We start from the raw sequence: 23215 nt of genomic DNA on the forward strand, positions 1-23215 counted from the left end.
CCAATCAATCTATTGTAACGCGACAGATTAATCTGCCGATCAGATTTTTTTGTTTTTGATAAATCACAGAAGTGGAAATACCAACACAATGTTTGCAAGCATGCTCAGGAAAGTATTTGGCAGTCGTAACGATCGACTATTAAAAAAATTACAAAAGCACGTCAATGCCATTAATGCGCTGGAAGCAGAATACGAAGCCCTTGATGATGCTGCGCTAAAGCAGAAGACGGCAGAGTTTCAGCAACGCCTGAAAGACGGCGCGAGTCTCGATGATATTCTTATCGAAGCATTCGCAACCGTTCGTGAGGCCAGCAAACGTGTGTATGGCATGCGCCACTTCGATGTTCAGATGCTTGGTGGACAGGTACTGCACTCCGGTAAAATTGCCGAGATGCGTACCGGTGAAGGTAAAACGCTGACCTCTACCTTACCCACTTACTTAAATGCACTCACCGGCCGTGGTGTTCACGTGATTACCGTGAACGATTACCTGGCCAAACGGGATGCAAACTGGAGCCGCAGTTTATTTGAATATCTGGGCTTGACCGTGGGATGTAACGTGCCAGGACTAGCGCCGGAGCAGAAGCGCGAGGCTTATCAGGCAGATATTACTTACGGTACTAACAACGAATTTGGTTTTGATTACCTGCGCGATAACATGGCGTTTAGCCCCCAGGATCGTGTGCAGCGTGAACTCTATTATGCGGTAATCGACGAAGTGGACTCCATCCTGATTGATGAAGCCCGTACGCCGTTGATTATCTCTGGTGCCGCCGAAGACAGTTCAGAGCTGTACTTACGCATTAACCAGATTATTCCTGAACTGACCAGACAGGATAAAGAAGACGAAGAAGGTAAGCATGGCGATGGTGACTTCACCATTGATGAAAAGGCCAAGCAAATCCACCTCACAGAGCACGGTCAGATTCACGTTGAAGAAATCATGAAACGTGAAGGTCTGCTCAACGAAGAAGAATCGTTATTTGACGCCGGTAATATTTCTTTACTGCACCACGTAAATGCGGCCTTACGCGCCCACAAGCTGTTTACCAAAGACGTCGACTACATCGTCAAAGACGATAACATTGTTATTGTTGATGAGCATACCGGCCGTACAATGGAAGGCAGACGCTGGTCAGAAGGTTTACACCAGGCGGTTGAAGCCAAAGAAGGCGTGAAGATTCAAAACGAAAACCAGACTCTGGCATCCATTACTTTCCAGAACTATTTCCGTTTATACGAAAAACTGTCGGGTATGACAGGTACGGCTGACACCGAAGCCTTCGAATTTAATCATATCTACAGCCTCGAAACAGTGGTTATTCCTACCAACCGCGCCATGGTGCGGGATGATAAGGCAGATTTAATCTACCTGACGGCTCAGGAAAAATACGACGCCATTGTGGAAGATATTCGCCGCTGCGTTAAGCGTGGTCAGCCTACGCTGGTAGGTACGGTGTCTATCGAAAACTCTGAGTTGCTGTCACGTATTCTCAAGAAAGAAAAGATTCCCCATAAGGTACTGAATGCCAAGTTCCATGCTCAGGAAGCCGATATCGTTGCGCAGGCCGGTCGGCCCGGCGCGGTAACTATTGCTACCAACATGGCGGGCCGTGGTACCGATATTGTGCTTGGTGGTAACTGGCAGGCGGAAGTCGATAAGCTGGAAAATCCAACCGAAGCCCAGATTCAGAAAATTAAAGAGCAGTGGGAAAAAGACCACGAGACCGTACTGGCTGCCGGTGGCCTGCACATTATTGGTACCGAGCGCCATGAGTCACGTCGTATCGATAACCAGTTACGTGGTCGTGCTGGTCGTCAGGGTGACCCTGGGTCATCACGTTTTTATCTGTCACTGGATGATGCCCTGATGCGTATTTTCGCCTCAGAAAAAATGGCCAGCATGATGAAACGTCTGGGCATGGAAAAAGGCGAAGCTATCGAGCATCCATGGGTAACCCGCGCAATTGAAAACGCCCAGCGCAAGGTAGAAGGACGCAACTTTGATATTCGTAAGCAGTTGCTGGAGTACGACGATGTTGCCAACGATCAACGTAAGGTGATTTACGAGCAGCGCAACGAACTGCTGGATGAGTCGGACATCAGTGAAACTGTACAGGCAATCCGCGAAGACGTTATCAGTGGCGTGGTAGATGAGTACATTCCACCCCAGTCGCTGGAAGAAATGTGGGATGTGCCCGGGCTGGAGCAGCGTCTTAAGGCAGACTTTGCACTGGACGCGCCAATTCAGCAATGGCTGGATGCAGACGACAAACTGTATGAAGAAAAACTGCGTGAGAAAATTCTGGATGAGTTAAACGCAGCTTACAAAGCCAAAGAAGACATGGTGGGTGAGCAGGTACTGCGTCAGTTTGAAAAAGCGGTGATGCTGCAGAACCTCGACAGTAACTGGAAAGAGCACCTGGCCGCCATGGACCATCTGCGTCAGGGCATTCACTTGCGCGGTTACGCTCAGAAAAATCCTAAGCAGGAATATAAGCGTGAAGCTTTTGAGTTATTCTCGAATATGCTGGAAGGGCTTAAGCTTGAGGTAATTACCATTTTAAGCCGGGTGCAGGTTCGCGCTGAATCGGATGTTGAGAAAGTGGAAGAGCAACGTCGTCAGGCCGACGATGTACCTAAGAACTTCCAGCATGCCGAAGCTGACGGTAAGCCATCAGAAGACGTGAGCGGCCCTCAGGCAGCCATGCGACAGGGGCCAAAAGTCGGTCGTAATGATCCTTGCCCCTGTGGTTCAGGCAAAAAATACAAGCAGTGTCACGGTAAATTAAGTTAAACCGAAAGCGCTGAATAAGAGGCTGGTTATCTGTGGTGAGCAGGTTGCCAGCCTTTTTTTTGAGCAAAACAGGTAATGAGATATGAAATACATCGATGTGGCAGTAGGGGTAATCCTGCGCGATAACCAAGCCTTTGTCTGTTTACGCGCCAGTGATAAGCATCAGGGCGGTAAGTGGGAGTTTCCCGGCGGCAAAGTCGAGCCAGGCGAATCACCGGAGCTTGCGCTGGGCAGAGAATTGCAGGAAGAAGTGGCCATTGTAACCACGCAGTGTGATTCACTTATACTCATTGAGCACGATTACGGTGATAAGTGTGTACGTTTGCATGTGTACACTGTTACCGGGTTCGACGGCGAACCCACCGGTGCCGAAGGCCAGTCGGGTAAATGGCTGGCACTGGATAACCTGAATTACGATGACTTCCCGGCAGCTAACCGGGAAATCATTGATGCTCTGATGGCACAACAAGCGAAGACGACAAGTTAAAACCGGTAGCGTTTAAGTTGTTGCTGCATGCTGCTGATTTCGTCGACCAGTTGCGCACAGTTTTGCGCAACCTGGCGGGCGTATTCACTGTTCTGATTGCCCACATCCTGAATACTGCTCAGACGTTTGGCCACATCCTCGGTGATGCTGGCCTGCCGTGACGCCATGGTCGCCGCTTCCTGATTTAACTCAGTAATGGTAGCCACTGCATGCAGTGACTTCTCCAGGGACTCGCCGGCGTTTTGTGTCACTTGCACAGTAGCAAACGCATTGTCCTTGTTTTGCTGCATTTTATCAGCCGCCTCCCGACTGCCCTGTTGCAAGCGCTCAATCATCACGCGGATTTCTTCTGTAGATGACTGGGTGCGACTGGCCAGTGAGCGGACTTCGTCTGCGACCACGGCGAACCCGCGGCCTTGCTCTCCGGCTCGCGCAGCCTCAATCGCTGCATTGAGTGCCAGTAGATTTGTTTGCTCAGCGATATTACGTATAACATCCATGACGCCACTGATTTGTTCACTGGCAGCAGCCAGTTCATTGATAACCTGAACCGACGTATCGATATTTTGTGCCTGGGCCTCAATGTCCTTAATGGTTGCTGACAACACACTAACACTGTTGCGGGTATCACGGTCGGCTGCGCCGGCGGCTTCATTTGAATGGTTAATATTGGAGGAGACCGCCAGCGCATTTTCCTGTAGCGTGGTTAATGCGTCGCCGATGGCACTGGTTTCACCGGTAAGTTCTGTTACTGTCGAACTGGATTTCACCGCAGTGTCATTAAGTTGCCGGGACTGGGAAAGCATGGTGTCTGTGGCCTGATTTACGCTCCTCAGAGTGGTCTGTAGTTGCGAAAGCAGTTTATTAAACCCTTTTGCCATCTGGCCAAATTCGTCGCTGGTGTTGGCATTAAAGCGAAAGGTTAAGTCGCCTTCGCCCGAAGCAAGGTCGTATATCACTGCAATAAATTCATCCAGTGGCTTACCGACAAAATGTCTTATCAGATAGAATAACGCCACCAGGATAACCCCACTGACGACTATAATTTTGAGCAATATCGACAATACCGCACTGGTAACCAAGGCCGATTTTTCGTCATTTGAAGCCGCCAGTATTAACTCGTAGCCCCACTTCTCGAACGGAACTACGGTGACTTCCCATTCATCGCTGGCATTGCTGAGCGCACTGTTAACTAAACTTTCATTAACGTGGGAAGAATACATTCGAAGGTTACCCTTGCTGTCTTTCAGAGCGACAAATCCCTCTTCAAGTAATTTGCTTTTGGTTATGGCTTCTTCGAGAACATTGAGATCGGCAGAATAGCCCACGTACCAAATACCTATGACTTGTTGAGCCGCATTAAACATCGGCTCGTAAGCAGTGAGGTAAGGACTGCCGAGAATATCCACCGCGCCATAATAGGCTTTACGTTGTTTGATCTGCGCCATAGCTTTACCTTGCGGTGCCAGCTTGGTACCAATCGCCCGTTCACCGTCTTTGATAACATTGGTGCTGACCCGAATAAAATCATCGCCGGTTTTGCTAAACAGTGTAGCGGTGCCACCCATTACAGAGGTAAGACCGTCAACCAATGCAAAGTTATTGGCCTGTGCTTCGCCGCCAATAAACAGTTGGGTGGCCGGTGTCTGCTTCACCATTACTTCGCCACCCTGAGAGGGAATACCCATTTCATTCCCGCGTTCTTTTAGCAGTTTCATACTGCTAACCACACGTTCGTGCATTAGAGAATCAGTGACGGTGAGAATATTTGTCAGCCTGGCCGACAACTGTTCTTTTTGCTGGTTTATCTTATCTTCAGCCTCTGAGGAGGCTGAAACAGAAGTAATAATCGCAATCACCACCGCAAAAGCGGCAATGACCACTGTGATAGCAATTAGAAATTTACGCTGAATGGACATACTTACTCCGGCAACTATCGGGTTTTGCTGGCGTCCCTGCCTGGCAAAAAATGCAGCAGCTAAATTGGCTGCTTTGTTATTACTAGTTAATAGTAGAGTAAATTTACGATTCAGCTAATTTTTTGAAATGAATCTGATTGTCACCGGCGTTTCTAAACAAAAGCGCTAAGTAAGGTATTAAGGTATCGACGCCCCAGGGAGGTGACCTGCCAGTCGTTTGCTGTTTCAGCCAGCAACCCATTACTGATAGCCTGACCAATAGCATCTTGCTGTGGCGTGGTGAGAGAGGTACCGGTGAGTGCCGCGAAATCGGCTTTTGGGCAGGGCTCCACTAGTCGAAAACGGTTCATAAAAAACTCAAAGGCCAGATCGTCTTCCTCAACCTGGTTTTGATGATCAAGGTAAGGCCGGTTAAGTGTCATGTAACCACGGGGATGCTTTACTTTTACCGTGCGGTCAATAGAGCGATTCTCGATGTTGGTTAATTTGCCATGGGCGCCGCAACCAATGCCAATATAGTCGCCAAATCGCCAGTAGTTGAGGTTGTGCTTGCATTGGTTTCCGGGTTTACTATAGCCGGATATTTCGTATTGCTCGTAACCAGATGCCGCCAGTAATTTGTGACCTTCAGCCTGGATATCCCATAGAATATCATCGTCAGGTAATTCCGGCGGCCTGGAGTAAAACGGTGTATTAGGTTCAATAGTGAGCTGATACCAGGATAAATGCTTTGGCTGCTGGTTTATTGCCTGGCTTAAGTCATCGAGTGCGTTCTGCAGGGTCTGCTCCGGTAAGCCGTGCATAAGATCTACGTTAAAGCTTTTAACACCACTTTGTTCGGCTTGTGTAATCGCGAATAAAGCCTGGGCCGGGTCGTGAATGCGCCCCAGCGCGTTTAAATGCCTGGCCTGAAAGCTTTGAATACCAATAGAAAAACGGTTTACCCCTGCGGCTACGTATCCTTCAAACCGGGCCGCCTCTATGGTGCCAGGATTGGCCTCCAGCGTTATTTCGATGTCTTTGGCGAAGGGCACGCGTTTTTGCGCCTCAGTAAGCAGGTAGCCAATGCTTTCGGGACTAAACAGACTTGGCGTGCCGCCGCCGATAAATATGGTTTCTACCGGCCGCTCACCGGTGAAGCGGGCGTCCTGCTCTAAATCGGCCAGTAAATGGGCGATATATTCCTGCTCTGGTAGCCCGCTTTTCAGCGCGTGGGAATTAAAGTCACAGTAGGGGCATTTTTGCACACACCAGGGAATGTGAATGTACAGGCCCAGAGGGGGTAACCGCATTACAGACCTTTAATACGTGCCAGCAACTGTTGCATGGCCAGACCGCGATGACTCACCGCGTTCTTCTGGGCTTTTTCAAGTTCAGCAGCTGTGCACTTAAACTCGTCCACATAAAATACAGGGTCGTAGCCAAAACCGCCTTCACCATGAGGATGGCGGGTAATGCTGCCGTGCCATTGCCCTTCACTAATAAACGGGATAGGGTCGTCAGCGTGGCGCATCATGACCAGTACACACTGAAAGTGCGCGGCACGGTTTGCGTTGTCTTCGCCTAAAGCGGTAAGTAATCGCGCAATGTTGTCGCTGTCTGAGGCGTCTTCTCCGGCGTAACGTGCCGAGTAAATACCCGGAGCACCTTGCAAAGCATCAACCACCAGGCCAGAGTCATCGGCGATAGCGGGTAAACCGGTTTCCTGCGCTGCATGGCGGGCCTTAATAATGGCATTTTCCACAAAGGTGGTACCGGTCTCCGGCACACTGCTGACGTTGAACTCACTTTGCGGCAACACTTCGATATTAAGCGGTGCGAACAAGCTGGCAAACTCTTTGACTTTCCCGGCGTTACCGGTAGCCAGAACCACTTTAGCAGGCAGTGACATAATCATTATCTCTTCTTCTTTTTGGCGGTTTTGGACGTTTTGGCTTTCTTTTTCTTAGTCTTATTTTCCGGCGCTTTGTGCTTAGGACGCAGGCCTTCAACAAACCGGGCTTTAAACGGCTCATCCATGTAGCGCGAGACTTTACCGACCATCTCAAAATCATGGGCTTCGATTAACGAAATGGCAGTGCCTTTAGCGCCCGCGCGCCCGGTACGTCCTATACGGTGAACGTACACATCGGCCTTGCGAGGCATATCAAAGTTAATCACATGGCTGACATTGGGTACATCGATACCGCGGGCAGCCACATCGGTAGCCAGCAGAATATTCAGTTTGCCTGATTTAAAGCTGGCCAGGGCGGCATTACGTTTGTCCTGGGGCATTTCACCCTGCAGGTAACATACGTTGACGCCCAGTCGCTGGAGGTTTTCACGCAGCCATTGCAGGCGCTCACGGGTTTTAACGAACACCACGGCGCTGGTGATTTGTTCCTTAAGGATTTTTTCCAGTAAGGCAAGCTTATGTTCAAGGTTATCGGCCAGGTGATACCACTGGTGAATTTTGGCTTTCTCACGACGTGGTGGATCGGCTTCGATGATTGCCGGTTCATTGAGCAGATCATTGGCAAAATGCCGTACGCCAGCGCCTTCCAGCGTGGCCGAGAACAACATGTTCTGTTTACGCCAGCGGGCTTCAGAAGCGATTTGATTGACGATGCCGGAAAAGCCCATGTCCAGCATGCGGTCGGCTTCGTCAAGAATTAAACATTCGATGTCACGGCAATCTGCCGATTCCTGTTCGATGTGTTCAAACAGACGACCGGGCGTAGCCACCAGGATATCAAGGTTTTGCGACAGGGTTTCCCGGTCGGTGCCGTAGTTAATACCGCCGGTGATCACACCGCAAATCAGATCGGTGTGGCGGGTAACGGCAACGGCTTGCTCATAGACCTGTAGTGCCAGTTCACGGGTCGGGGTCAGAACCAGAATACGGGTAGCGCCCGGCTGTTTGCGCGGAAAATCCAGCAGAAACTGACAGGCGGGTAATAAGAAACCCAGGGTTTTACCTGTTCCGGTTGGGGCTGAGGCCAGAATGTCTTTACCTTCCATGGCCTGAGGGACCACCATAGACTGGATGGTAGTAGGGCGGCTCAGGCCCATATCCGCGAGTGCCCGGCACAGGTCATCGTCTAATTCTAGTTGTTCGAATGTCATAAAAATACGTCTGTCGCATGAATGGCGCTATTGTAGCATTAAATCTGCTGAACGCCGTGATTTGTGATGCTCTGTTCAATCTGTTTTAGCCGTTGCTGGCTAAGTTGCTGTTTGATGTCGGGACCTTTATGCCCGGCAGCAATAATGGCTTTCACATCTACCTGATTAGCCGCTGTCAGGGCACTGGTAAATACTGCATTAAAATGTTGCCCTTGCTTAGGATAAACAACGGTAAACAGCGGCATCAGGCGCTCGAGTCGTTCGGGGCGGCGCCAGGCATCGCAGGTATTGAGCGCGTCCAGTAGCCATTCGCTGTGGTGAATGTGTTCGGCCAGTGAAGGCAGAATTCTTGCCGCCAGTTGCGCACAGTCGGCTTCCTGATTGGGTACCTTGAGTCTTTTTTGCAGAGCTTCTAAAGACTGTTGTTCAAGGGGCCAGCATACTGTCGCCCACCGCACAGCTAACGGATGTTCAGATGCTGCTGCCTGCTGCAGTGAATCTGTTATTGATTCATCTGATATGACCGCTTCAAGTTCTGGCATCCAGGCCTTAAGTGCGCCGCATTGCTGTAATACGCTAAGATACACTTCGGGGTTATCTTCCATTAGCGCCCGGCGTGTCTCCTGCCATACGCGCTCCGCACTCAAATGGCGGATATCGTCAGAAGTTGCCATGACTTGCATTAGCTTCATGGTTTCTTCTGCCACGCTAAACCCCAGGTAAGCGTAGCGGGCGGCAAACCGTGCAACCCGGAATATACGCAGTGGATCCTCGCTAAAAGCCGAAGATACATGGCGCAGTAACCGCTGCTGCAAATCTGCCTGGCCATTGTACGGGTCAATGAGTTCGCCGCTGGCGGATTCTGCCATGGCATTGATGGTGAGATCCCGACGCAGCAGGTCTTCTTCAAGGGTCACATCAGGCGTGGCATGGCAGCTGAAACCAGTGTAGCCGCCGCCGGTTTTTCTTTCGGTGCGGGCAAGAGCATATTCTTCCTGAGTTTGCGGGTGCAGGAACACCGGGAAGTCTTTGCCCACCTGCGTATAACCTTCAGCCAGTAACTGCGCCGGCGTTGCGCCCACTACTACCCAGTCACGCTCGGTGACTTTGCGATGAAGTAATTTGTCGCGTACTGCGCCGCCAACCAGATAAACCTGCATGCTTACAATCTGCTGTTGAATAATGGGCATATTATGCCTGAGTAAACACCTGAAAACACGGTGTTGTTGACTTCAACCGACAGTCTGATAGTTTACCGGACATATGGACAGTTCAGCTGGCACAACATGTTTTTACAATATTTCGGGTTAACTGATAATCCGTTCTCCATCGCGCCCAACCCTGATTACCTGTATATGAGCCCGCGTCACAAGGAAGCGCTGGCGCATCTTACCTTTGGGTTGCGGGAAAGTGGCGGCTTCGTAATGCTAACCGGCGAAGTGGGCACCGGCAAAACTACCGTTTCGCGTAAGTTGTTGCAGCAGTTGCCCGATTCAACCCAGGTGGCGATGATCCTTAATCCCACCTTGTCAGCTATTGAGCTGCTGGCAACGGTGTGCGATGAGCTTAATATTGAAACCGATCCTAATCAGGCCAGCCTGAAATACTTTACCGATAAGATTTTACAAAAACTGGCAGATAACCATAACGCCGGTAAGAACACCGTGCTGATGATCGATGAAGCGCAGCACCTGTTACCGGAGGTGCTCGAGCAACTCCGGTTGTTGACCAACTTGGAAACCAATCGCGAAAAGCTGCTTAAGGTGGTGCTGATTGGTCAGCCTGAGTTACAGCAATTGTTAAAACGTAATGAGCTGCGTCAGTTGGCGCAGCGGATCACCGCACGTTATCATCTGTTACCCCTCAATGCCGACGAAGTAAAAGCTTATGTGAACCATCGCCTGAGTGTGGCCAACGGCGATTTATCAGTATTCAGTGCAGCCACGGTGCGCACCATGTACCGGGTAACTGCCGGGATCCCTCGGGTAATTAATTTGCTTTGCGACAGAGCCATGACCCTGGCTTTTACCCAGCAAAAACCGGTAGTCAAAAAGCACCTGTTTTTAGCGGCGGCAGAACAAATTTTAGGTGAAGACGTGGTACAGCAGCGCCTGCGCGGCCAGCAAACACTGATATACGCCGGTATTTTCTTCAGCGCCCTGGTGGGCGGCTATTTGTGGGGCATGGCATGAACCAGATCATTCCCATACAACAAGCTTCGCCTGGCATGATGATTGTGCAGGTGACAGCGCAAAATGGCCCGGTGAAAATCAAAAAGTCCGGCCTTATCACCAGCGATGCCATGATCCAGGGGTTGATTGAGATGGGCGTGCAGGAAATTGAATATGATCCTGAGCAAACCGTTGAGATCTGCACCGATGAAGCGCTGGTGACCACTGAACAAACACCTACTCAGGCGCTATTGCGCGGGCAATACGACACCCGTGCACAAAAAGCCGATAGCGCCATCAGCGATCAGTTTAACCGCAGCTTATTTTTACCCACGGTCAATGGCCTGCCCGGACAATGGCAGCGCTTATTTAAGCCAGTCATGACAGGATTGTTGCTGGCCATAGGTGGTTGCGCTACCGGCTACTTGCTGGCTGTAGGCCCTGCAATGCTGAAACCGTTATTAGATGGGCCGGACACGGTCAGTGAGCGGGTCGTGAGTCAGACTGTCGTCGTTTCGCCGCCTGCGGTACCGAGCTCACCTGTAGCGGCAGTTGAGAATGCTAAGCCTGCCGCTGAGATGGCCGGTAAAGCAGAAGAAAATAGCCCATCAGAGCAAACAGCAACCAACAGGGTGGCTAACACCGACAGGGAGACCGCAACGCCTGAACCTGCAGCGATTGAACCAGAAATGCCAACGGCTGAAGAAAGCGCCTTGGTAGCAGACAATGAAAGCGATAAGGTGGCCGTGTCGCCTGAATTGATGGCCCGGTTTAATAAAGTACTAACCGATCTGGAAAAAGAAGAGGCTCGTGGTATAGAACCTTCAGCATCTGACACAGTTGTGACGGTGCATGATGATATTCAGCGGGTTGATCAGTTACCGGCGCATCTGCTTACCCGTTTACCAGCAATGGATTTCAGTGCCCATATGTACGCCTCTGCACCAGCCGACCGTTGGGTGCGGGTGAATGGTGATGACAAGGGGGAAGGCGACTGGATCGCCGATCGTGTTCAGATAGTCAATATTGAGGCGCAACGGGTGATATTGCGCTTTGAAGGTGAGGTGTTTAGCATGACGGCGCTCACCGACTGGTAATTTCTGTGCCGGTTAGGTCTTATTCACTTACCTGTGGAATAAACACTTCCGTGAAAAACTTCGGCAGGTTTATGGCAAACTCATCGGGGCCAATACTGCTCTCTATCTCATCGCTGCCTTTGGCGAGATCTACCCGTTTTACTTCCTGGAAATGGCCGCTGTTGATACTGTAAAACGTCATTATCTGTGGTTGTAACAGGTTAGAGGGGTTGCGCCGGCTGACAATGCCCAGTTTGCCGCTTTTCAGCTTAACCAGTGAACCAACCGGGTAGATACCCAGAACGCCAATCAGGCGGTTTACCAGCGTTTGTTCGAGGCCCTTGTTGTTAGCCAGTGCTTTCAGTACCTTGCTGGTCGGCATGGCATTGCCAAAGGGGGCTGGCATACCTAATCGCGAAAATTCATCAACCACAGCTGCAAGCTGCGCCAGCGGCTCAATATCGTTACCGCTGAGGCCTTTAGGGTAGCCCGAGCCATCAATTCTTTCGTGGTGCTGACTGACGATGTCTTTGACTACTTCCGGCAGATCATCGCTATGTTCTATAGCCGCCAGGGATTCATCGACGTGGGTCTGATACATCATTAAATCAGTGCCGCTGAGTTGTTCTTCAGGCACGCAGAGTTCGGCGGGTAACTTCACCATTCCTGTATCCATTAACAACCCGGCCAGGCTGGCATACTCAACAGATTGCTGATCAAACCCTGCAGCGTCGGCCAGAATGGCCATATGGATACTGCAATTAAGCGAGTGCTCAAGCAGGCTATCATTACCGCGTTGAACCATGGATAAGCAGATCATCGCCGCCTGGTTTTCAAATACGCATTCCAGAATATCTTGGGTCAGCGTACTTAATTTATTCACATCGGCACCTTTGCCAGATTTTAACTGGTTAAGGAAGTTTTGTTGTATTGCCATAGCTTTCTGGAATAACTGTTCGGCTGCTTTCAGGCCGTCGCTGGTGAGTGGCTCACTGCTGACTTCATGGTTAACGTCGTTGTCTGGTGGGCTTTCGCTGGCTGCTTCCGCGGCGCTGGATGAAGAGGGCTCCGCGGTATGTGCTTTGCCTTTGTCGGTGTCTATTTCGACAAACTCAACACCTTTACTCCGTAATTGATTAATCACGGCATCTGAACGGACAACACCTTTGGAGCGTACTTTTACCTTGCCGGTCTCATCGAGCACCCGGTTTACGTACATTCCGGGGGTTAAATCATCGATGGCAATTCGTTGTAGCATTTCCTCTCCAGGCCGGCTTATTAATGTCTGTGTGCGTTTTGCTAACTATAGCCTAACTGTATGGAGATGAAATGAAAAAAACAAAAATGCCGCTCATCTGGATCAAATAGGCGGCATTTATACCTGTGCCAACTCAAAAGGCACGTTTCAGCGCGTATTACAGCCAGGCAGGCTGTTTGGCTTCGAAGGACTCGATATCGTCGGTCAGCTCAAGGGTCTGGCCAATGGCATCCAGGCCTTTTACCAGATTGTTTTTGTGGTGTTCGGCAATCTCAAATGACATGCTGGTATCACCTACAGATACGGTTTGCGCAGGCAGGTCTATGCTGATGACTGCACTGGCATCTTTGGCCACGGCCGCAAACAATACGTCCATTTCACTGCTGCTCAGGGCGATGGGCAGCAATTGGTTGTTCATGCAGTTACCGTAAAAGATGTCAGCAAAGCTGGTAGCGATAACCGCTTTAAAGCCAAAGTCGGTTAACGCCCAGGGCGCGTGTTCCCGGCTTGAGCCACAACCGAAGTTTTCCCGGGCCAGTAAAATAGCTGCGCCCTGATGCTCCGGTTTATTCAGCACAAACTCAGGATTTGGCTCTTTCTCTTCCAGATCCAGATAGCGCCAGTCGTGAAACAGGTGCTTACCAAAGCCGGCGCGGCTGACGCTGGTTAAAAATTGCTTGGGAATAATCTGATCGGTATCAACATTGGCCTGGTCAAGCGGGCAGGCGGTGCCGGTCAGGGTGGTAATGCCTGTGGTAGTCTGGCTCATAAATTACTCCTGAAAATCTCTGACGTCGGCAAACTTACCGCGTAATGCTGCGGCAGCGGCCATTGCCGGGCTAACCAGATGGGTACGGGCGCCGCGGCCCTGACGGCCTTCAAAGTTACGGTTGCTGGTAGAGGCACAGCGATCGCCCGCGGTTAACAGGTCGTCGTTCATACCCAGACACATTGAGCAGCCCGGTAAGCGCCATTCAAATCCAGCATCTTTGAATATAACGTCCAGTTTTTCTTCCTCAGCCTGACGTTTAACCGCCGCTGAACCTGGCACAACCATAGCCGTAACGTTTGCTGCTACCTTACCTTGTTTAGCAATGTGCGCCGCGGCGCGCAAATCTTCGATACGGCTGTTAGTGCACGAACCGATGAACACGTGCGAAACCGGCACATCACCTAATTTCTCGCCGGCTTTCAGGCCCATGTATTGCAGGGCCTTGCGGGCTGACTCCTGTTCAACACTGTCGGTGAAGTCGTCCGGGCCAGGAACCGGGTCGTTGACGCCGATAACCTGACCGGGGTTGGTGCCCCAGGTAACCTGTGGCGTGATATCTTTGGCTTCAAGCTCTACCACGGTATCAAACCCGGCATCGTCGTCTGAATACAGTGTTTGCCAGTATTCAACGGCTGCGTCCCAGTCGGCACCCTGTGGGGCAAATTCACGACCTTTAAGATAATCAAAGGTCGTTTGGTCTGGCGCGATCATACCTGCCTTGGCACCCGCTTCGATGCTCATGTTACAGATGGTCATACGCTCTTCCATCGATAACGCTTCGATGGCTTCTCCGCAGTATTCAATAACGTGCGCGGTGGCACCGGCGTGACCAATCTTACCAATGATGGCCAGAATGATATCTTTGGCAGTAATGCCGACAGCCAGTTTACCGTTGACTTTGATCTGCATGGTTTTGCCACGGCTTTGCTTAAGCGTTTGCGTAGCCAGCACGTGTTCTACCTGCGAGGTACCGATACCGAATGCCAGGGCACCAAACGCGCCGTGGGTAGCCGTATGCGAATCTCCGCATACTACGGTCATGCCAGGCAGGATTAAGCCCAACTCGGGGCCCATTACGTGGACGATACCCTGCTTCTGGTGACCTACGGGGAAAAGCTTAACCCCGTGCTCTTCGCAGTTCTCGGCCAGGGTTTGCAGTTGCAGTTTGTTTTGCGGACCACAGGCATCCAGCGCCAGGCTGCGGGTAGAAATTGAGTGATCCATAGTGGCAAAGGTACGGTCCGGGCGGCGCACCTTACGGCCTTTTTCGTTCAGACCGGCAAAGGCTTGCGGACTGGTGACTTCGTGGATCAAGTGACGGTCGATGTAGATCAGGCTGTCATCACCCAACTGGCTGATGATGTGGGCCTGCCACACCTTGTCGTATAAGGTTTTAGCCATGAATAATTACTCCTGACCTAAAATAGATTTAACAATGGCGTCGCCAACCTGCGAGGTGGAGGCGGCCTGATCGCGCTTATCGGCGGGTAGCAGCTCGCCGGTTAAGATACCGGCTTCCAGTACCTCTATTACCGCTTTATCAATAGCGTCGGCTGCGGCTGCCTGATTCAGACTAAAGCGCAGCATCATCGAAGCAGACAGGATTTGCGCGATAGGGTTTGCAATGCCCTGACCAGCGATATCCGGTGCTGAACCTCCGGCCGGTTCGTACATACCGAAGCCGTCTTCGTTCAGACTGGCAGAAGGCAGTAAGCCCATAGAACCTGTGATCATGGCGCATTCATCAGACATGATGTCACCAAACAGGTTAGAACACAGCATGACATCGAACTGAGCCGGGTTTTTAACCAGCTGCATGGTAGCGTTATCAATATAGATGTGATCGAGGGCGACTTCGGGGTAGTCTTTGGCCACTTCTTCTGTGACTTCGCGCCACAGGCGGCTGCACACCAGTACATTCGCTTTATCAACCGAGGTTACTCGCTTATCACGCTTCATCGCCGCTTCAAAAGCACTTACGGCGATGCGGCGGATTTCACGCTTGGAATAGCGCATGGTATCAAAGGCGTATTCTTCTTCACCCTCGCCGTCGCGGCCTTTCGGCTGACCGAAATAAATACCACTGGTAAGTTCGCGGATAACCAGTACGTCCACACCGCTGGCGGCGATGTCTTTTCGCAGCGGGGATAAGTCTTCCAGACCCGCATAAATTTTGGCCGGGCGCAGGTTACTGAACAAATCAAAATGGCTGCGCAGGGTTAACAGTGCCGCACGCTCCGGGCGTTGATCCAGTGGCAGGGTATCCCACTTAGGGCCGCCAATAGAGCCAAACAGAATGGCATCGGCCTGTTCGCAGCCGAGCAGTGTTTTGGCCGGCAGGGCTTCACCTTCGGTATCAATGGCGTAACCGCCAACAGGATAAGCAATACGGTTAAAGGTGATGGCAAACTTCTGTTCGATGGCATCCAATACTTTATTGGCTTCCTGCATCACTTCCGGGCCGATGCCGTCACCGGCAAGCACGGCAATGTTAAACTGGCTCATTTATACTCCTGTTACGCGTTCTTGTTGGTTCTTCTGCTGATCAATCTGGTCAGCGAGGTAGGTGTTGTTTAAAACGAATATCAGTGCTTTAACACCGGCTTCAACGATATCCGTGGCTAGGCCCAGGCCGTGGAAACGGCGGCCCTTGTATTCAGTGATAACGCTAACCGACGCCAGTGCGTCTGCACCTTCGCCTTTAGAATCTAATTTAAAGTCGACCACTTCCAGGTCGTTGTGACCCAGCATCGACATAATGGCTTTGTACGAGGCATCCACCGGACCGTTACCGGTCTCACAACGGGTCACCAGTTCATCACCAATTTTCAATTGCACGGTGGCGCTGGGGATAATTTCTTTCCCTGACGTGGCGTGCAAATAGGTTAACTGATAGTGGGCCTGATCGTGTTTTTGTTGGTCGAAAAACAGCAGCGCTTCTAAATCATAGTCGTAAACCTGACCTTTTTTGTCGGCCAGATTCAAAAATGCCGCATAAATGGCTTCCAAATCGTAATCGGTATCTTTATAACCCAGCTCCTGTAAGCGGTGCTTGATAACGTGACGCCCGGAACGTGAGGTCATGTTCAGGTTATTTTTGTTAATGCCCACACTTTCTGGTGTCATGATCTCATAGGTATTTTGCGCTTTTAAGACACCGTCCTGATGGATCCCTGAAGAGTGGCTAAAGGCATTCGCACCAACAATCGCTTTATTAGCCTGTACCGGCATATTGCACAGTTGGCTGACCAGCTTAGAGGTACGGCTGATCTCTTTGCTGTTAATGTTGGTGTTAAGGCCATACAGCGCGTGGCGGGTTTGCAGGATCATGGCGATTTCTTCCAGCGAGCTGTTACCCGCACGCTCACCAATACCATTAATGGTGCCTTCTACCTGACGGGCGCCATTTTCAATTGCCGCCAGTGAGTTGGCTACTGCCAGTCCTAAATCGTTATGACAGTGCACAGAAATGATGGCTTTATCAATATTAGGCACACGCTCGAATAACTGACGGATTATGCCGCCGAATTCGGTTGGGGTGGTATAGCCTACGGTATCCGGAATATTAACCGTCGTGGCGCCGGCGGCAATGACTGCCTCAACCATACGGGCCAGGTAACCGATTTCGGTACGCCCGGCATCTTCACAGGAAAACTCTACATCGTCGGTATAGTTGCGGGCGCGTTTAACCGCGGCAACGGCCATCTCAACCACGTCATCCTGAGATTTACGTAGTTTATTATTCACGTGAATTTCGGATGTTGCAATGAAGGTATGAATGCGGAACTGATCTGCTACTTTCAATGCTTCGCCGCAGGCATCAATGTCGGCTGCTACGGCGCGCGATAAACCGGCAACCGTTGAGTTTTTGATTTCTTTGGCAATCATTTGCACCGATTTGAAATCACCCGGCGATGACACTGGAAAGCCCGCTTCGATAATATCAACGCCGAGACGTTCGAGGGCCAGTGCGATCTGCAGTTTTTCTTTTACACTTAAACTGGCTGGCAAGGCTTGTTCGCCGTCACGCAAGGTCGTATCAAATATTTTTACCTGATTCGTCATGGCTGTCTCTCGTTGATTTTAGTTAAAAAAAAACCCGTGCTGTGCACGGGTTTTATGTATTGATTCGATGGTCGCAATCTACCCGTGCAATCTGGCTGCCATAAGGAGTAGAAGAGATAGAATAAACGTACGCGGCATTGGTAAAACCTGTTGTTTGCTGCATGTGCGACCTTTCCGATGCCCGACAATTTACAGCCTGAACCGCAGCAGGTCAACCACTGATTCTGATTTTCGGTATAAATTTTAGTTATAAATTACTGCATAACAAAAAAATTAGGATGAAATTTCTCAGCTGAACAAAAATTAGTTTTTTTATTTCGCCAACCGGGTCACCAAACGGGTCACCAGCCAGAATCAAGGTTCAAAATCAAGGTTGCTCTGACAGATACAAAATTGTTGTTTAAGGGCGGTTTTATCCCGCGTTGTGTAAATTTTGCTTGTCAGCGACTTGCAGAGTACTGATTAAATTCTTAGCTATTCATTTCTGCTCGATATTTCTTACTGAATTTCAATAGATTGCACAGATATCAGGAAATCCAGAACAGACAGTCTAAGCTGGCACCAAACTTGAACCTTCTCAGTGATAACAACGGTGAGAGGAAAGCATAGTGAGCAGCAACAAGACAGCAAAAAGAGTGAAGTATCTGGCTATTGGCCTAGGGCTGCTGGTGGTTGTTCGTTTAAGCTTACCTTTTACGGTGCAGTGGTACATCAACGACACACTCGATGAAGGCGAGACATTCACCGGATTAGTGGGGGATGTGGATATTATGCTGTGGCGGGGCGCCTATGCACTCAATGATGTGGTGATCATGAAACGCAACGGTAAAGTAAATGAGCCCTTTTTTGAGGCCAGCCAGGTTGACTTCAGCTTACTCTGGCCGGCAATTTTCGATGGCGCATTGGTTGCGGAGGTGTATTTGCAGCAACCGCAATTAAACTTCGTAGATGGCGGCACTGATGCATCGAGCCAGTCAGGTGAGGATGAAAAGTGGCTTTATCTGACCGATCAACTGGTGCCATTAAAAGTGGATCGGCTGGAAATAGAGCAGGGCGTTATCCGCTTCCAAAATCCAGACACCCGCCCACCCATCAGCGTTCGCCTTCATCATGTTAATGCTGTGGTTAAAAATCTCGTCAACAGTCGCGCGTTATCGCGAAACCTGATTGCCACTGTGGATGCTTCAGCGAGCACTGAAAGCCAGGGCACTATCACGCTGTCAGGCTCGCTAAATCCGGCTACCAAACAACCCACTTTCGATCTCAATCTACAGGCCAATGATATTGCCTTAGTTAACTTCAGGAATTTGCTGGATACCTATGCGCCCTTTGATTTAGAAGCCGGAAAACTTGAGCTCGCCTTTGAACTGGCCAGCGAGCAGGGCGAGGTTACAGGCTATGCTAAGCCAGTGCTGCATGATGTAGAAGTATTTAGCTGGAAAGGCGATGTAAAGCGCGATGATGACGGCTTTTTCAGAGCCCTTGCTGAAGCGTTTTCCGGTTTCATCGCCGAGATATTTGAAAATCAGGGTAAAGATCAGATTGCTACCCGAATTCCTATCAGCGGTTCACTTAATGATATTGATACACCTGTTCTCACCACTCTGGCGGGGATCCTGGAAAATGCGTTTATTCAGGCCTTCAACGGTAACCTGGAAAACAGTGTGGAATGGCAAGACGTGACTTTGGATGAGTCCGAAGATGATGCCGCTGAGAAACAAACAACTGTTGAAGAGGACATATAAGCAGTGCGTGTTATTTATTATCGAAGCGTTGCGGTTCGCTGAACTTGCGCCAGTTAAGGGTACTGACTAGTAAGATTTCACGTAAGGTGAGTGTACGGGGCGAAGTGCGCCCTTTGTGATTCCAGGTGTGGCCGCAGCACGCTGCCGTCATAATGGCTTTTGATGGCTTTACCAGTGACAGGGTGATGTGTTCTCTGTCCGTATAGCGGGCAGGGCTTTCTACCGGTGTACCGCTAAAATCAAACCAGCCAAATTTATTCACATGCAACGTTTGGTTTTCTGGCTGCACATGATCAATAGAGTCGAGCTCTAGATGCTCATTATCGAACTCCTGAACCCATACCGGCACGACCAGGCCTACTTTGGCATGTTCGGCAAACCAGGCATTAGTTTTGCCCGTGTCGTTACTCCGAGCGGGATTTTTCGCTGCCTGTCTGGCCTGCCAGCTGGCATTGTGTTCATCCAGTTCCAAAGGCACGGCTTTAGCTGCCAGGAAACGAGCAGTGCGTCTGACATGATGGCTCAGGCCGGCAATACGTCGGCGCAATAAACTGGTTTGGTTGGGGCCTTGTTGGGCGATAAGCGCTAACTCGCGCTCATATAAAGCGTTACACAACTCAGCGATGATACGTTGGGATGTGTCTGATTCGACCGCATTAAAGAAGTCGGATTGAGGAGACGCCGGGTCGGAGGAATGCGCCATTAGCGTTTTGATTGTGGGGACAGCATCAAAAAGTTGGCGGGCAATGTTGCCCGCCAGCTTAAGATTACTGACCTTTAATTTCGCTACGGCCGTTGTAAGCTGCGTTGCCAGCCAGCGCTTCTTCGATGCGCAGTAACTGGTTATACTTAGCTACACGGTCTGAACGACACAGTGAACCGGTTTTAATCTGGCCCGCTGCGGTACCTACTGCCAGGTCGGCAATAGTGGCGTCTTCAGTTTCACCTGAACGGTGCGAGATAACCGCAGTAAAGCCGGCATCTTTAGCCATCTTGATCGCTTCTAGGGTTTCGGTTAATGAACCAATTTGGTTAAATTTGATCAGGATAGAGTTACCGATACCGTTTTCGGTACCACGCTTCAGGATCTTAGTATTGGTTACGAACAGGTCGTCACCAACCAGTTGCACTTTGTCACCAATTTTCTTAGTCAGGCTCGCCCAGCCATCCCAGTCGCTTTCGTCAAGACCATCTTCGATAGACACGATTGGATACTGTTCGCACAGCTCTGCCAGGTAGTCACCAAAGGCTTCTGAATCAAATGACTTGTCTTCACCAGACAGAACGTATTTGCCTTCTTTGTAGAACTCAGAGGCCGCACAGTCGAGTGCCAGCGTAACGTCTTCGTTCATCTTGTAACCGGCTTTTTCTACCGCTTCAACGATAACGGCCAGGGCTTCTGCGTTTGAGCTCAGGTTAGGGGCAAAACCACCTTCATCACCAACGGCAGTATTGAGGCCTTTGGCGCTCAGTACTTTTTTCAGGTTGTGAAAGATTTCAGCACCCATGCGCAGGGCTTCTTTAAAGCTCTTCGCGCCAACCGGCTGTACCATGAATTCCTGAATATCAACGTTGTTGTCGGCGTGCTCACCACCGTTGATGATGTTCATCATAGGCACTGGCATTGAGTACTGACCAGAGGTGCCGTTAAGGTCGGCAATGTGCTCGTAAAGTGCTACGCCTTTCTCGATGGCTGCGGCTTTGGCAACGGCCAGTGATACAGCCAGGATGGCGTTAGCACCCAGAGTTTCTTTGTTTTCGGTGCCGTCCAGATCGATCATGGTTTTATCGATGTCAGTCTGAGCGACTGGATCCATGCCAATCAGGGCTGGTGCGATTTTCTCGTTTACTGCTGCTACGGCTTTTTCTACACCTTTACCCATGTAGCGGCCTTTATCGCCGTCGCGCAATTCCAGTGCTTCGCGTGAACCGGTAGAGGCACCAGATGGTGCACAGGCGCGACCCATAACACCTGAGTCTAAATATACGTCTGCTTCTACCGTGGGGTTACCACGAGAGTCCAGAATTTCACGTCCAATGATACGCGAGATCTTCGCCATTTTTTCTTCCTCAACAATAATAATGGCACTGCGGGAGTAGTCAGTGCCGGGTTCTATAAATTAATGATTTTCTTTCTGATACGTTTGTGCCGCTGCCACGAAACCAGTAAACAGCGGATGGCCGTCACGGGGAGTTGATGTGAACTCCGGGTGGAACTGACCGGCCACAAACCACGGATGATCCGGGATTTCAATGACCTCGACAAGGCGTTTATCGGTGGACAAACCACTCACCTTAAGGCCTGCCGCTTCGATTTGGTCACGCAGGTTGTTGTTAACTTCGTAGCGGTGACGGTGACGCTCGTAAATTTCTTCGTTACCGTAGGCGGCATGTACCTTGCTGCCAGGGATCAGGTGACACAGCTGACTACCCAGACGCATGGTGCCGCCCAGATCGGAGGTCTCGTCACGGGTCTCCGTGCTGCCGTCTGAGTCGAGCCATTCGGTGATCAAACCCACCACCGGATAGGGTGAGCTGGGATCAAATTCGGTACTGTTGGCTTTTTCCATGCCGACTACGTTGCGGGCAAATTCAATCAGCGCTACCTGCATGCCTAAACAAATACCTAAGTAAGGCACCTTGTTTTCGCGGGCATAACGGGCTGCTGCAATCTTGCCTTCGATACCGCGTTCGCCAAAGCCGCCCGGGACCAGAATGGCATCCAGGTTTTCAAGGATTTGGGTGCCTTTGGATTCGATGTCCTGTGAGTCCACGTAATGGATATTTACCGTCAAACGATTTTTCAGGCCGGCATGTTTGAGTGCTTCGTTAACCGACTTATAAGCATCTGGTAACTCAACGTACTTACCTACCATACCGATGTTAACTTCACCCACCGGGTTAGATTCTGCATACAACACCTGTTCCCATTCGGTGAGGTCGGCTTCCGGGCACTCCAGACGGAAACGATCAACCACCAGTTGATCAAGCCCCTGAGCTTTAAGCGCCGCCGGGATGCGATAAATACTATCAACGTCTTTAAGTGAGATAACGGCTTTTTCAGCCACGTTGGTGAACAAGGCAATCTTAGAGCGCTCTGAGGCTGGCATAGCGCCTACCGAACGGCAAACCAGAATGTCTGGCTGAATACCAATAGAGCGCAGTTCTTTTACGCTGTGCTGAGTAGGCTTGGTTTTAAGTTCGCCGGAGGCTGGCATGTAGGGCACTAAGGTTAAGTGCATAAACATGGCATGGTCGCGGCCCACCTCGGTTCCTAACTGACGAATGGCTTCGATAAACGGTTGTGACTCGATGTCACCAACGGTACCGCCTATTTCCACAATCGCCACGTCGTGACCCTGTGCGCCTTCGATAACGCGGCGTTTAATCTCGTTGGTAATGTGCGGGATAACCTGAATTGTGGCACCCAGGTAATCGCCACGACGCTCGCGACGCAATACCTCTTCGTAAACCCGTCCGGTGGTAAAGTTGTTACGTTTGGTCATACGGGTGCGAATAAAACGCTCGTAGTGACCTAAGTCGAGATCTGTTTCTGCTCCATCATCAGTTACAAAAACCTCGCCATGCTGAATGGGGCTCATGGTACCTGGATCAACGTTAATATACGGATCCAGCTTAAGCATGGTCACGGTGAGACCGCGTGCTTCAAGAATAGCGGCAAGGGATGCAGCAGCAATGCCTTTACCAAGCGATGAAACAACACCACCGGTGACGAAAATATAGTTTGTCATGCGAAACCTAAGACGTTGGGTTATATTTTTGGGTAAAACGTTGTTTTTAAACAACACTGTAGACGGCG

At 50.5% G+C, this 23215-nt stretch carries 18 protein-coding genes; 5 read left to right on the forward strand and 13 right to left on the reverse strand.

Going from position 1 to position 23215, the window contains the following annotated elements; translation table 11 throughout:
* The first annotated feature begins 88 nt into the window (after window positions 1-88).
* Window positions 89-2797, forward strand: coding sequence for a preprotein translocase subunit SecA (gene secA, locus C6Y40_RS09150; protein WP_105934336.1), 2709 nt, complete (start codon window positions 89-91; stop codon window positions 2795-2797).
* Between the two features lie 82 nt (window positions 2798-2879).
* Window positions 2880-3284 carry an 8-oxo-dGTP diphosphatase MutT gene (gene mutT, locus C6Y40_RS09155; RefSeq protein ID WP_105934337.1) on the forward strand — a complete coding sequence of 135 codons (405 nt, stop codon included), beginning with the start codon at window positions 2880-2882 and terminating at the stop codon, window positions 3282-3284.
* Here mutT and C6Y40_RS09160 read toward each other — a convergent pair.
* The 5 genes from C6Y40_RS09160 to C6Y40_RS09180 form a co-directional block, all read right to left on the reverse strand.
* Window positions 3281-5203 carry a methyl-accepting chemotaxis protein gene (locus C6Y40_RS09160; RefSeq protein ID WP_105934338.1) on the reverse strand — a complete coding sequence of 641 codons (1923 nt, stop codon included), beginning with the start codon at window positions 5201-5203 and terminating at the stop codon, window positions 3281-3283. The genes mutT and C6Y40_RS09160 overlap by 4 nt on opposite strands.
* 152 nt (window positions 5204-5355) lie before the next feature.
* Window positions 5356-6495, reverse strand: a complete 1140-nt coding sequence (gene hemW / locus C6Y40_RS09165; protein WP_105934339.1) for a radical SAM family heme chaperone HemW — start codon at window positions 6493-6495, stop codon at window positions 5356-5358.
* Window positions 6495-7094: an RdgB/HAM1 family non-canonical purine NTP pyrophosphatase gene (rdgB, locus tag C6Y40_RS09170; protein ID WP_105934393.1), complete on the reverse strand. Its 600-nt coding sequence runs from the start codon at window positions 7092-7094 to the stop codon at window positions 6495-6497. The genes hemW and rdgB overlap by 1 nt, the downstream gene beginning before the upstream one ends.
* 5 nt (window positions 7095-7099) lie before the next feature.
* The gene (gene srmB, locus C6Y40_RS09175; RefSeq protein WP_105934340.1) at window positions 7100-8308 is read right to left on the reverse strand and encodes an ATP-dependent RNA helicase SrmB; all 1209 of its coding nucleotides are present in this window, start codon (window positions 8306-8308) and stop codon (window positions 7100-7102) included.
* Window positions 8309-8346: 38 nt separating this feature from the next.
* Window positions 8347-9468, reverse strand: a complete 1122-nt coding sequence (locus tag C6Y40_RS09180) for a tRNA nucleotidyltransferase/poly(A) polymerase-related protein (RefSeq protein WP_105934394.1) — start codon at window positions 9466-9468, stop codon at window positions 8347-8349.
* A gap of 126 nt (window positions 9469-9594) precedes the next feature.
* Here C6Y40_RS09180 and C6Y40_RS09185 point away from each other — a divergent pair, with 126 nt between their 5' ends.
* Window positions 9595-10500 (forward strand): ExeA family protein, encoded by a 906-nt coding sequence (locus tag C6Y40_RS09185; RefSeq protein ID WP_105934341.1) that lies wholly within the window; start codon window positions 9595-9597, stop codon window positions 10498-10500.
* Window positions 10497-11576: a general secretion pathway protein GspB gene (locus C6Y40_RS09190; protein WP_105934342.1), complete on the forward strand. Its 1080-nt coding sequence runs from the start codon at window positions 10497-10499 to the stop codon at window positions 11574-11576. Before C6Y40_RS09185 ends, C6Y40_RS09190 begins: the two co-directional genes overlap by 4 nt.
* 19 nt (window positions 11577-11595) lie before the next feature.
* On the opposite strand, the gene C6Y40_RS09195 is transcribed toward C6Y40_RS09190, so the two are convergent.
* The 5 genes from C6Y40_RS09195 to leuA form a co-directional block, all read right to left on the reverse strand.
* Window positions 11596-12813, reverse strand: a complete 1218-nt coding sequence (locus tag C6Y40_RS09195) for a cyclic di-GMP phosphodiesterase (RefSeq protein WP_105934343.1) — start codon at window positions 12811-12813, stop codon at window positions 11596-11598.
* A 157-nt stretch (window positions 12814-12970) separates the two neighbouring features.
* Window positions 12971-13582, reverse strand: coding sequence for a 3-isopropylmalate dehydratase small subunit (gene leuD / locus C6Y40_RS09200; protein ID WP_105934344.1), 612 nt, complete (start codon window positions 13580-13582; stop codon window positions 12971-12973).
* A 3-nt stretch (window positions 13583-13585) separates the two neighbouring features.
* Window positions 13586-14986, reverse strand: coding sequence for a 3-isopropylmalate dehydratase large subunit (gene leuC / locus C6Y40_RS09205; protein WP_105934345.1), 1401 nt, complete (start codon window positions 14984-14986; stop codon window positions 13586-13588).
* Window positions 14987-14992: 6 nt separating this feature from the next.
* A complete protein-coding gene (gene leuB, locus C6Y40_RS09210) occupies window positions 14993-16090 on the reverse strand; it encodes a 3-isopropylmalate dehydrogenase (RefSeq protein WP_105934346.1) in 1098 nt (365 codons plus the stop codon).
* The gene (gene leuA, locus C6Y40_RS09215; RefSeq protein ID WP_105934347.1) at window positions 16091-17650 is read right to left on the reverse strand and encodes a 2-isopropylmalate synthase; all 1560 of its coding nucleotides are present in this window, start codon (window positions 17648-17650) and stop codon (window positions 16091-16093) included.
* Between the two features lie 608 nt (window positions 17651-18258).
* On the opposite strand from leuA, the gene C6Y40_RS09220 reads away from it, so the two are divergent.
* Window positions 18259-19395 carry a DUF748 domain-containing protein gene (locus tag C6Y40_RS09220; protein WP_105934348.1) on the forward strand — a complete coding sequence of 379 codons (1137 nt, stop codon included), beginning with the start codon at window positions 18259-18261 and terminating at the stop codon, window positions 19393-19395.
* 10 nt (window positions 19396-19405) lie between these two features.
* Here C6Y40_RS09220 and C6Y40_RS09225 read toward each other — a convergent pair whose 3' ends face one another.
* The 3 genes from C6Y40_RS09225 to C6Y40_RS09235 all read right to left on the reverse strand — a co-directional run bounded on the left by C6Y40_RS09225 (window position 19406) and on the right by C6Y40_RS09235 (window position 23147).
* The gene (locus C6Y40_RS09225) at window positions 19406-20098 is read right to left on the reverse strand and encodes a hypothetical protein (protein WP_105934349.1); all 693 of its coding nucleotides are present in this window, start codon (window positions 20096-20098) and stop codon (window positions 19406-19408) included.
* Between the two features lie 64 nt (window positions 20099-20162).
* Complete coding sequence (gene eno, locus C6Y40_RS09230) at window positions 20163-21455, reverse strand: phosphopyruvate hydratase (RefSeq protein WP_105934350.1); 1293 nt, start codon at window positions 21453-21455, stop codon at window positions 20163-20165.
* A gap of 60 nt (window positions 21456-21515) precedes the next feature.
* Window positions 21516-23147 (reverse strand): CTP synthase, encoded by a 1632-nt coding sequence (locus C6Y40_RS09235; RefSeq protein ID WP_105934351.1) that lies wholly within the window; start codon window positions 23145-23147, stop codon window positions 21516-21518.
* Window positions 23148-23215: the final 68 nt, after the last annotated feature.

Origin of the sequence: Marisediminitalea alba (genome assembly GCF_002993365.1) — a bacterium.
In the GTDB taxonomy this organism is placed as follows: domain Bacteria; phylum Pseudomonadota; class Gammaproteobacteria; order Enterobacterales; family Alteromonadaceae; genus Alteromonas; species Alteromonas alba.

Bases quoted from the DNA above. Each gene is read 5' to 3' on its own strand.
- C6Y40_RS09185 (WP_105934341.1), top strand. From the start codon at position 9,595: ATGTTTTTACAATATTTCGGGTTAACTGATAATCCGTTCTCCATCGCG.
- leuB (WP_105934346.1), bottom strand. From the start codon at position 16,090: ATGAGCCAGTTTAACATTGCCGTGCTTGCCGGTGACGGCATCGGCCCG.
- leuD (WP_105934344.1), bottom strand. From the start codon at position 13,582: ATGAGCCAGACTACCACAGGCATTACCACCCTGACCGGCACCGCCTGC.
- C6Y40_RS09180 (WP_105934394.1), bottom strand. From the start codon at position 9,468: ATGCAGGTTTATCTGGTTGGCGGCGCAGTACGCGACAAATTACTTCAT.
- hemW (WP_105934339.1), bottom strand. From the start codon at position 6,495: ATGCGGTTACCCCCTCTGGGCCTGTACATTCACATTCCCTGGTGTGTG.
- C6Y40_RS09195 (WP_105934343.1), bottom strand. From the start codon at position 12,813: ATGCTACAACGAATTGCCATCGATGATTTAACCCCCGGAATGTACGTA.
- srmB (WP_105934340.1), bottom strand. From the start codon at position 8,308: ATGACATTCGAACAACTAGAATTAGACGATGACCTGTGCCGGGCACTC.
- C6Y40_RS09190 (WP_105934342.1), top strand. From the start codon at position 10,497: ATGAACCAGATCATTCCCATACAACAAGCTTCGCCTGGCATGATGATT.
- leuA (WP_105934347.1), bottom strand. From the start codon at position 17,650: ATGACGAATCAGGTAAAAATATTTGATACGACCTTGCGTGACGGCGAA.
- C6Y40_RS09225 (WP_105934349.1), bottom strand. From the start codon at position 20,098: ATGGCGCATTCCTCCGACCCGGCGTCTCCTCAATCCGACTTCTTTAAT.
- mutT (WP_105934337.1), top strand. From the start codon at position 2,880: ATGAAATACATCGATGTGGCAGTAGGGGTAATCCTGCGCGATAACCAA.
- C6Y40_RS09235 (WP_105934351.1), bottom strand. From the start codon at position 23,147: ATGACAAACTATATTTTCGTCACCGGTGGTGTTGTTTCATCGCTTGGT.
- C6Y40_RS09160 (WP_105934338.1), bottom strand. From the start codon at position 5,203: ATGTCCATTCAGCGTAAATTTCTAATTGCTATCACAGTGGTCATTGCC.
- leuC (WP_105934345.1), bottom strand. From the start codon at position 14,986: ATGGCTAAAACCTTATACGACAAGGTGTGGCAGGCCCACATCATCAGC.
- rdgB (WP_105934393.1), bottom strand. From the start codon at position 7,094: ATGTCACTGCCTGCTAAAGTGGTTCTGGCTACCGGTAACGCCGGGAAA.
- secA (WP_105934336.1), top strand. From the start codon at position 89: ATGTTTGCAAGCATGCTCAGGAAAGTATTTGGCAGTCGTAACGATCGA.
- eno (WP_105934350.1), bottom strand. From the start codon at position 21,455: ATGGCGAAGATCTCGCGTATCATTGGACGTGAAATTCTGGACTCTCGT.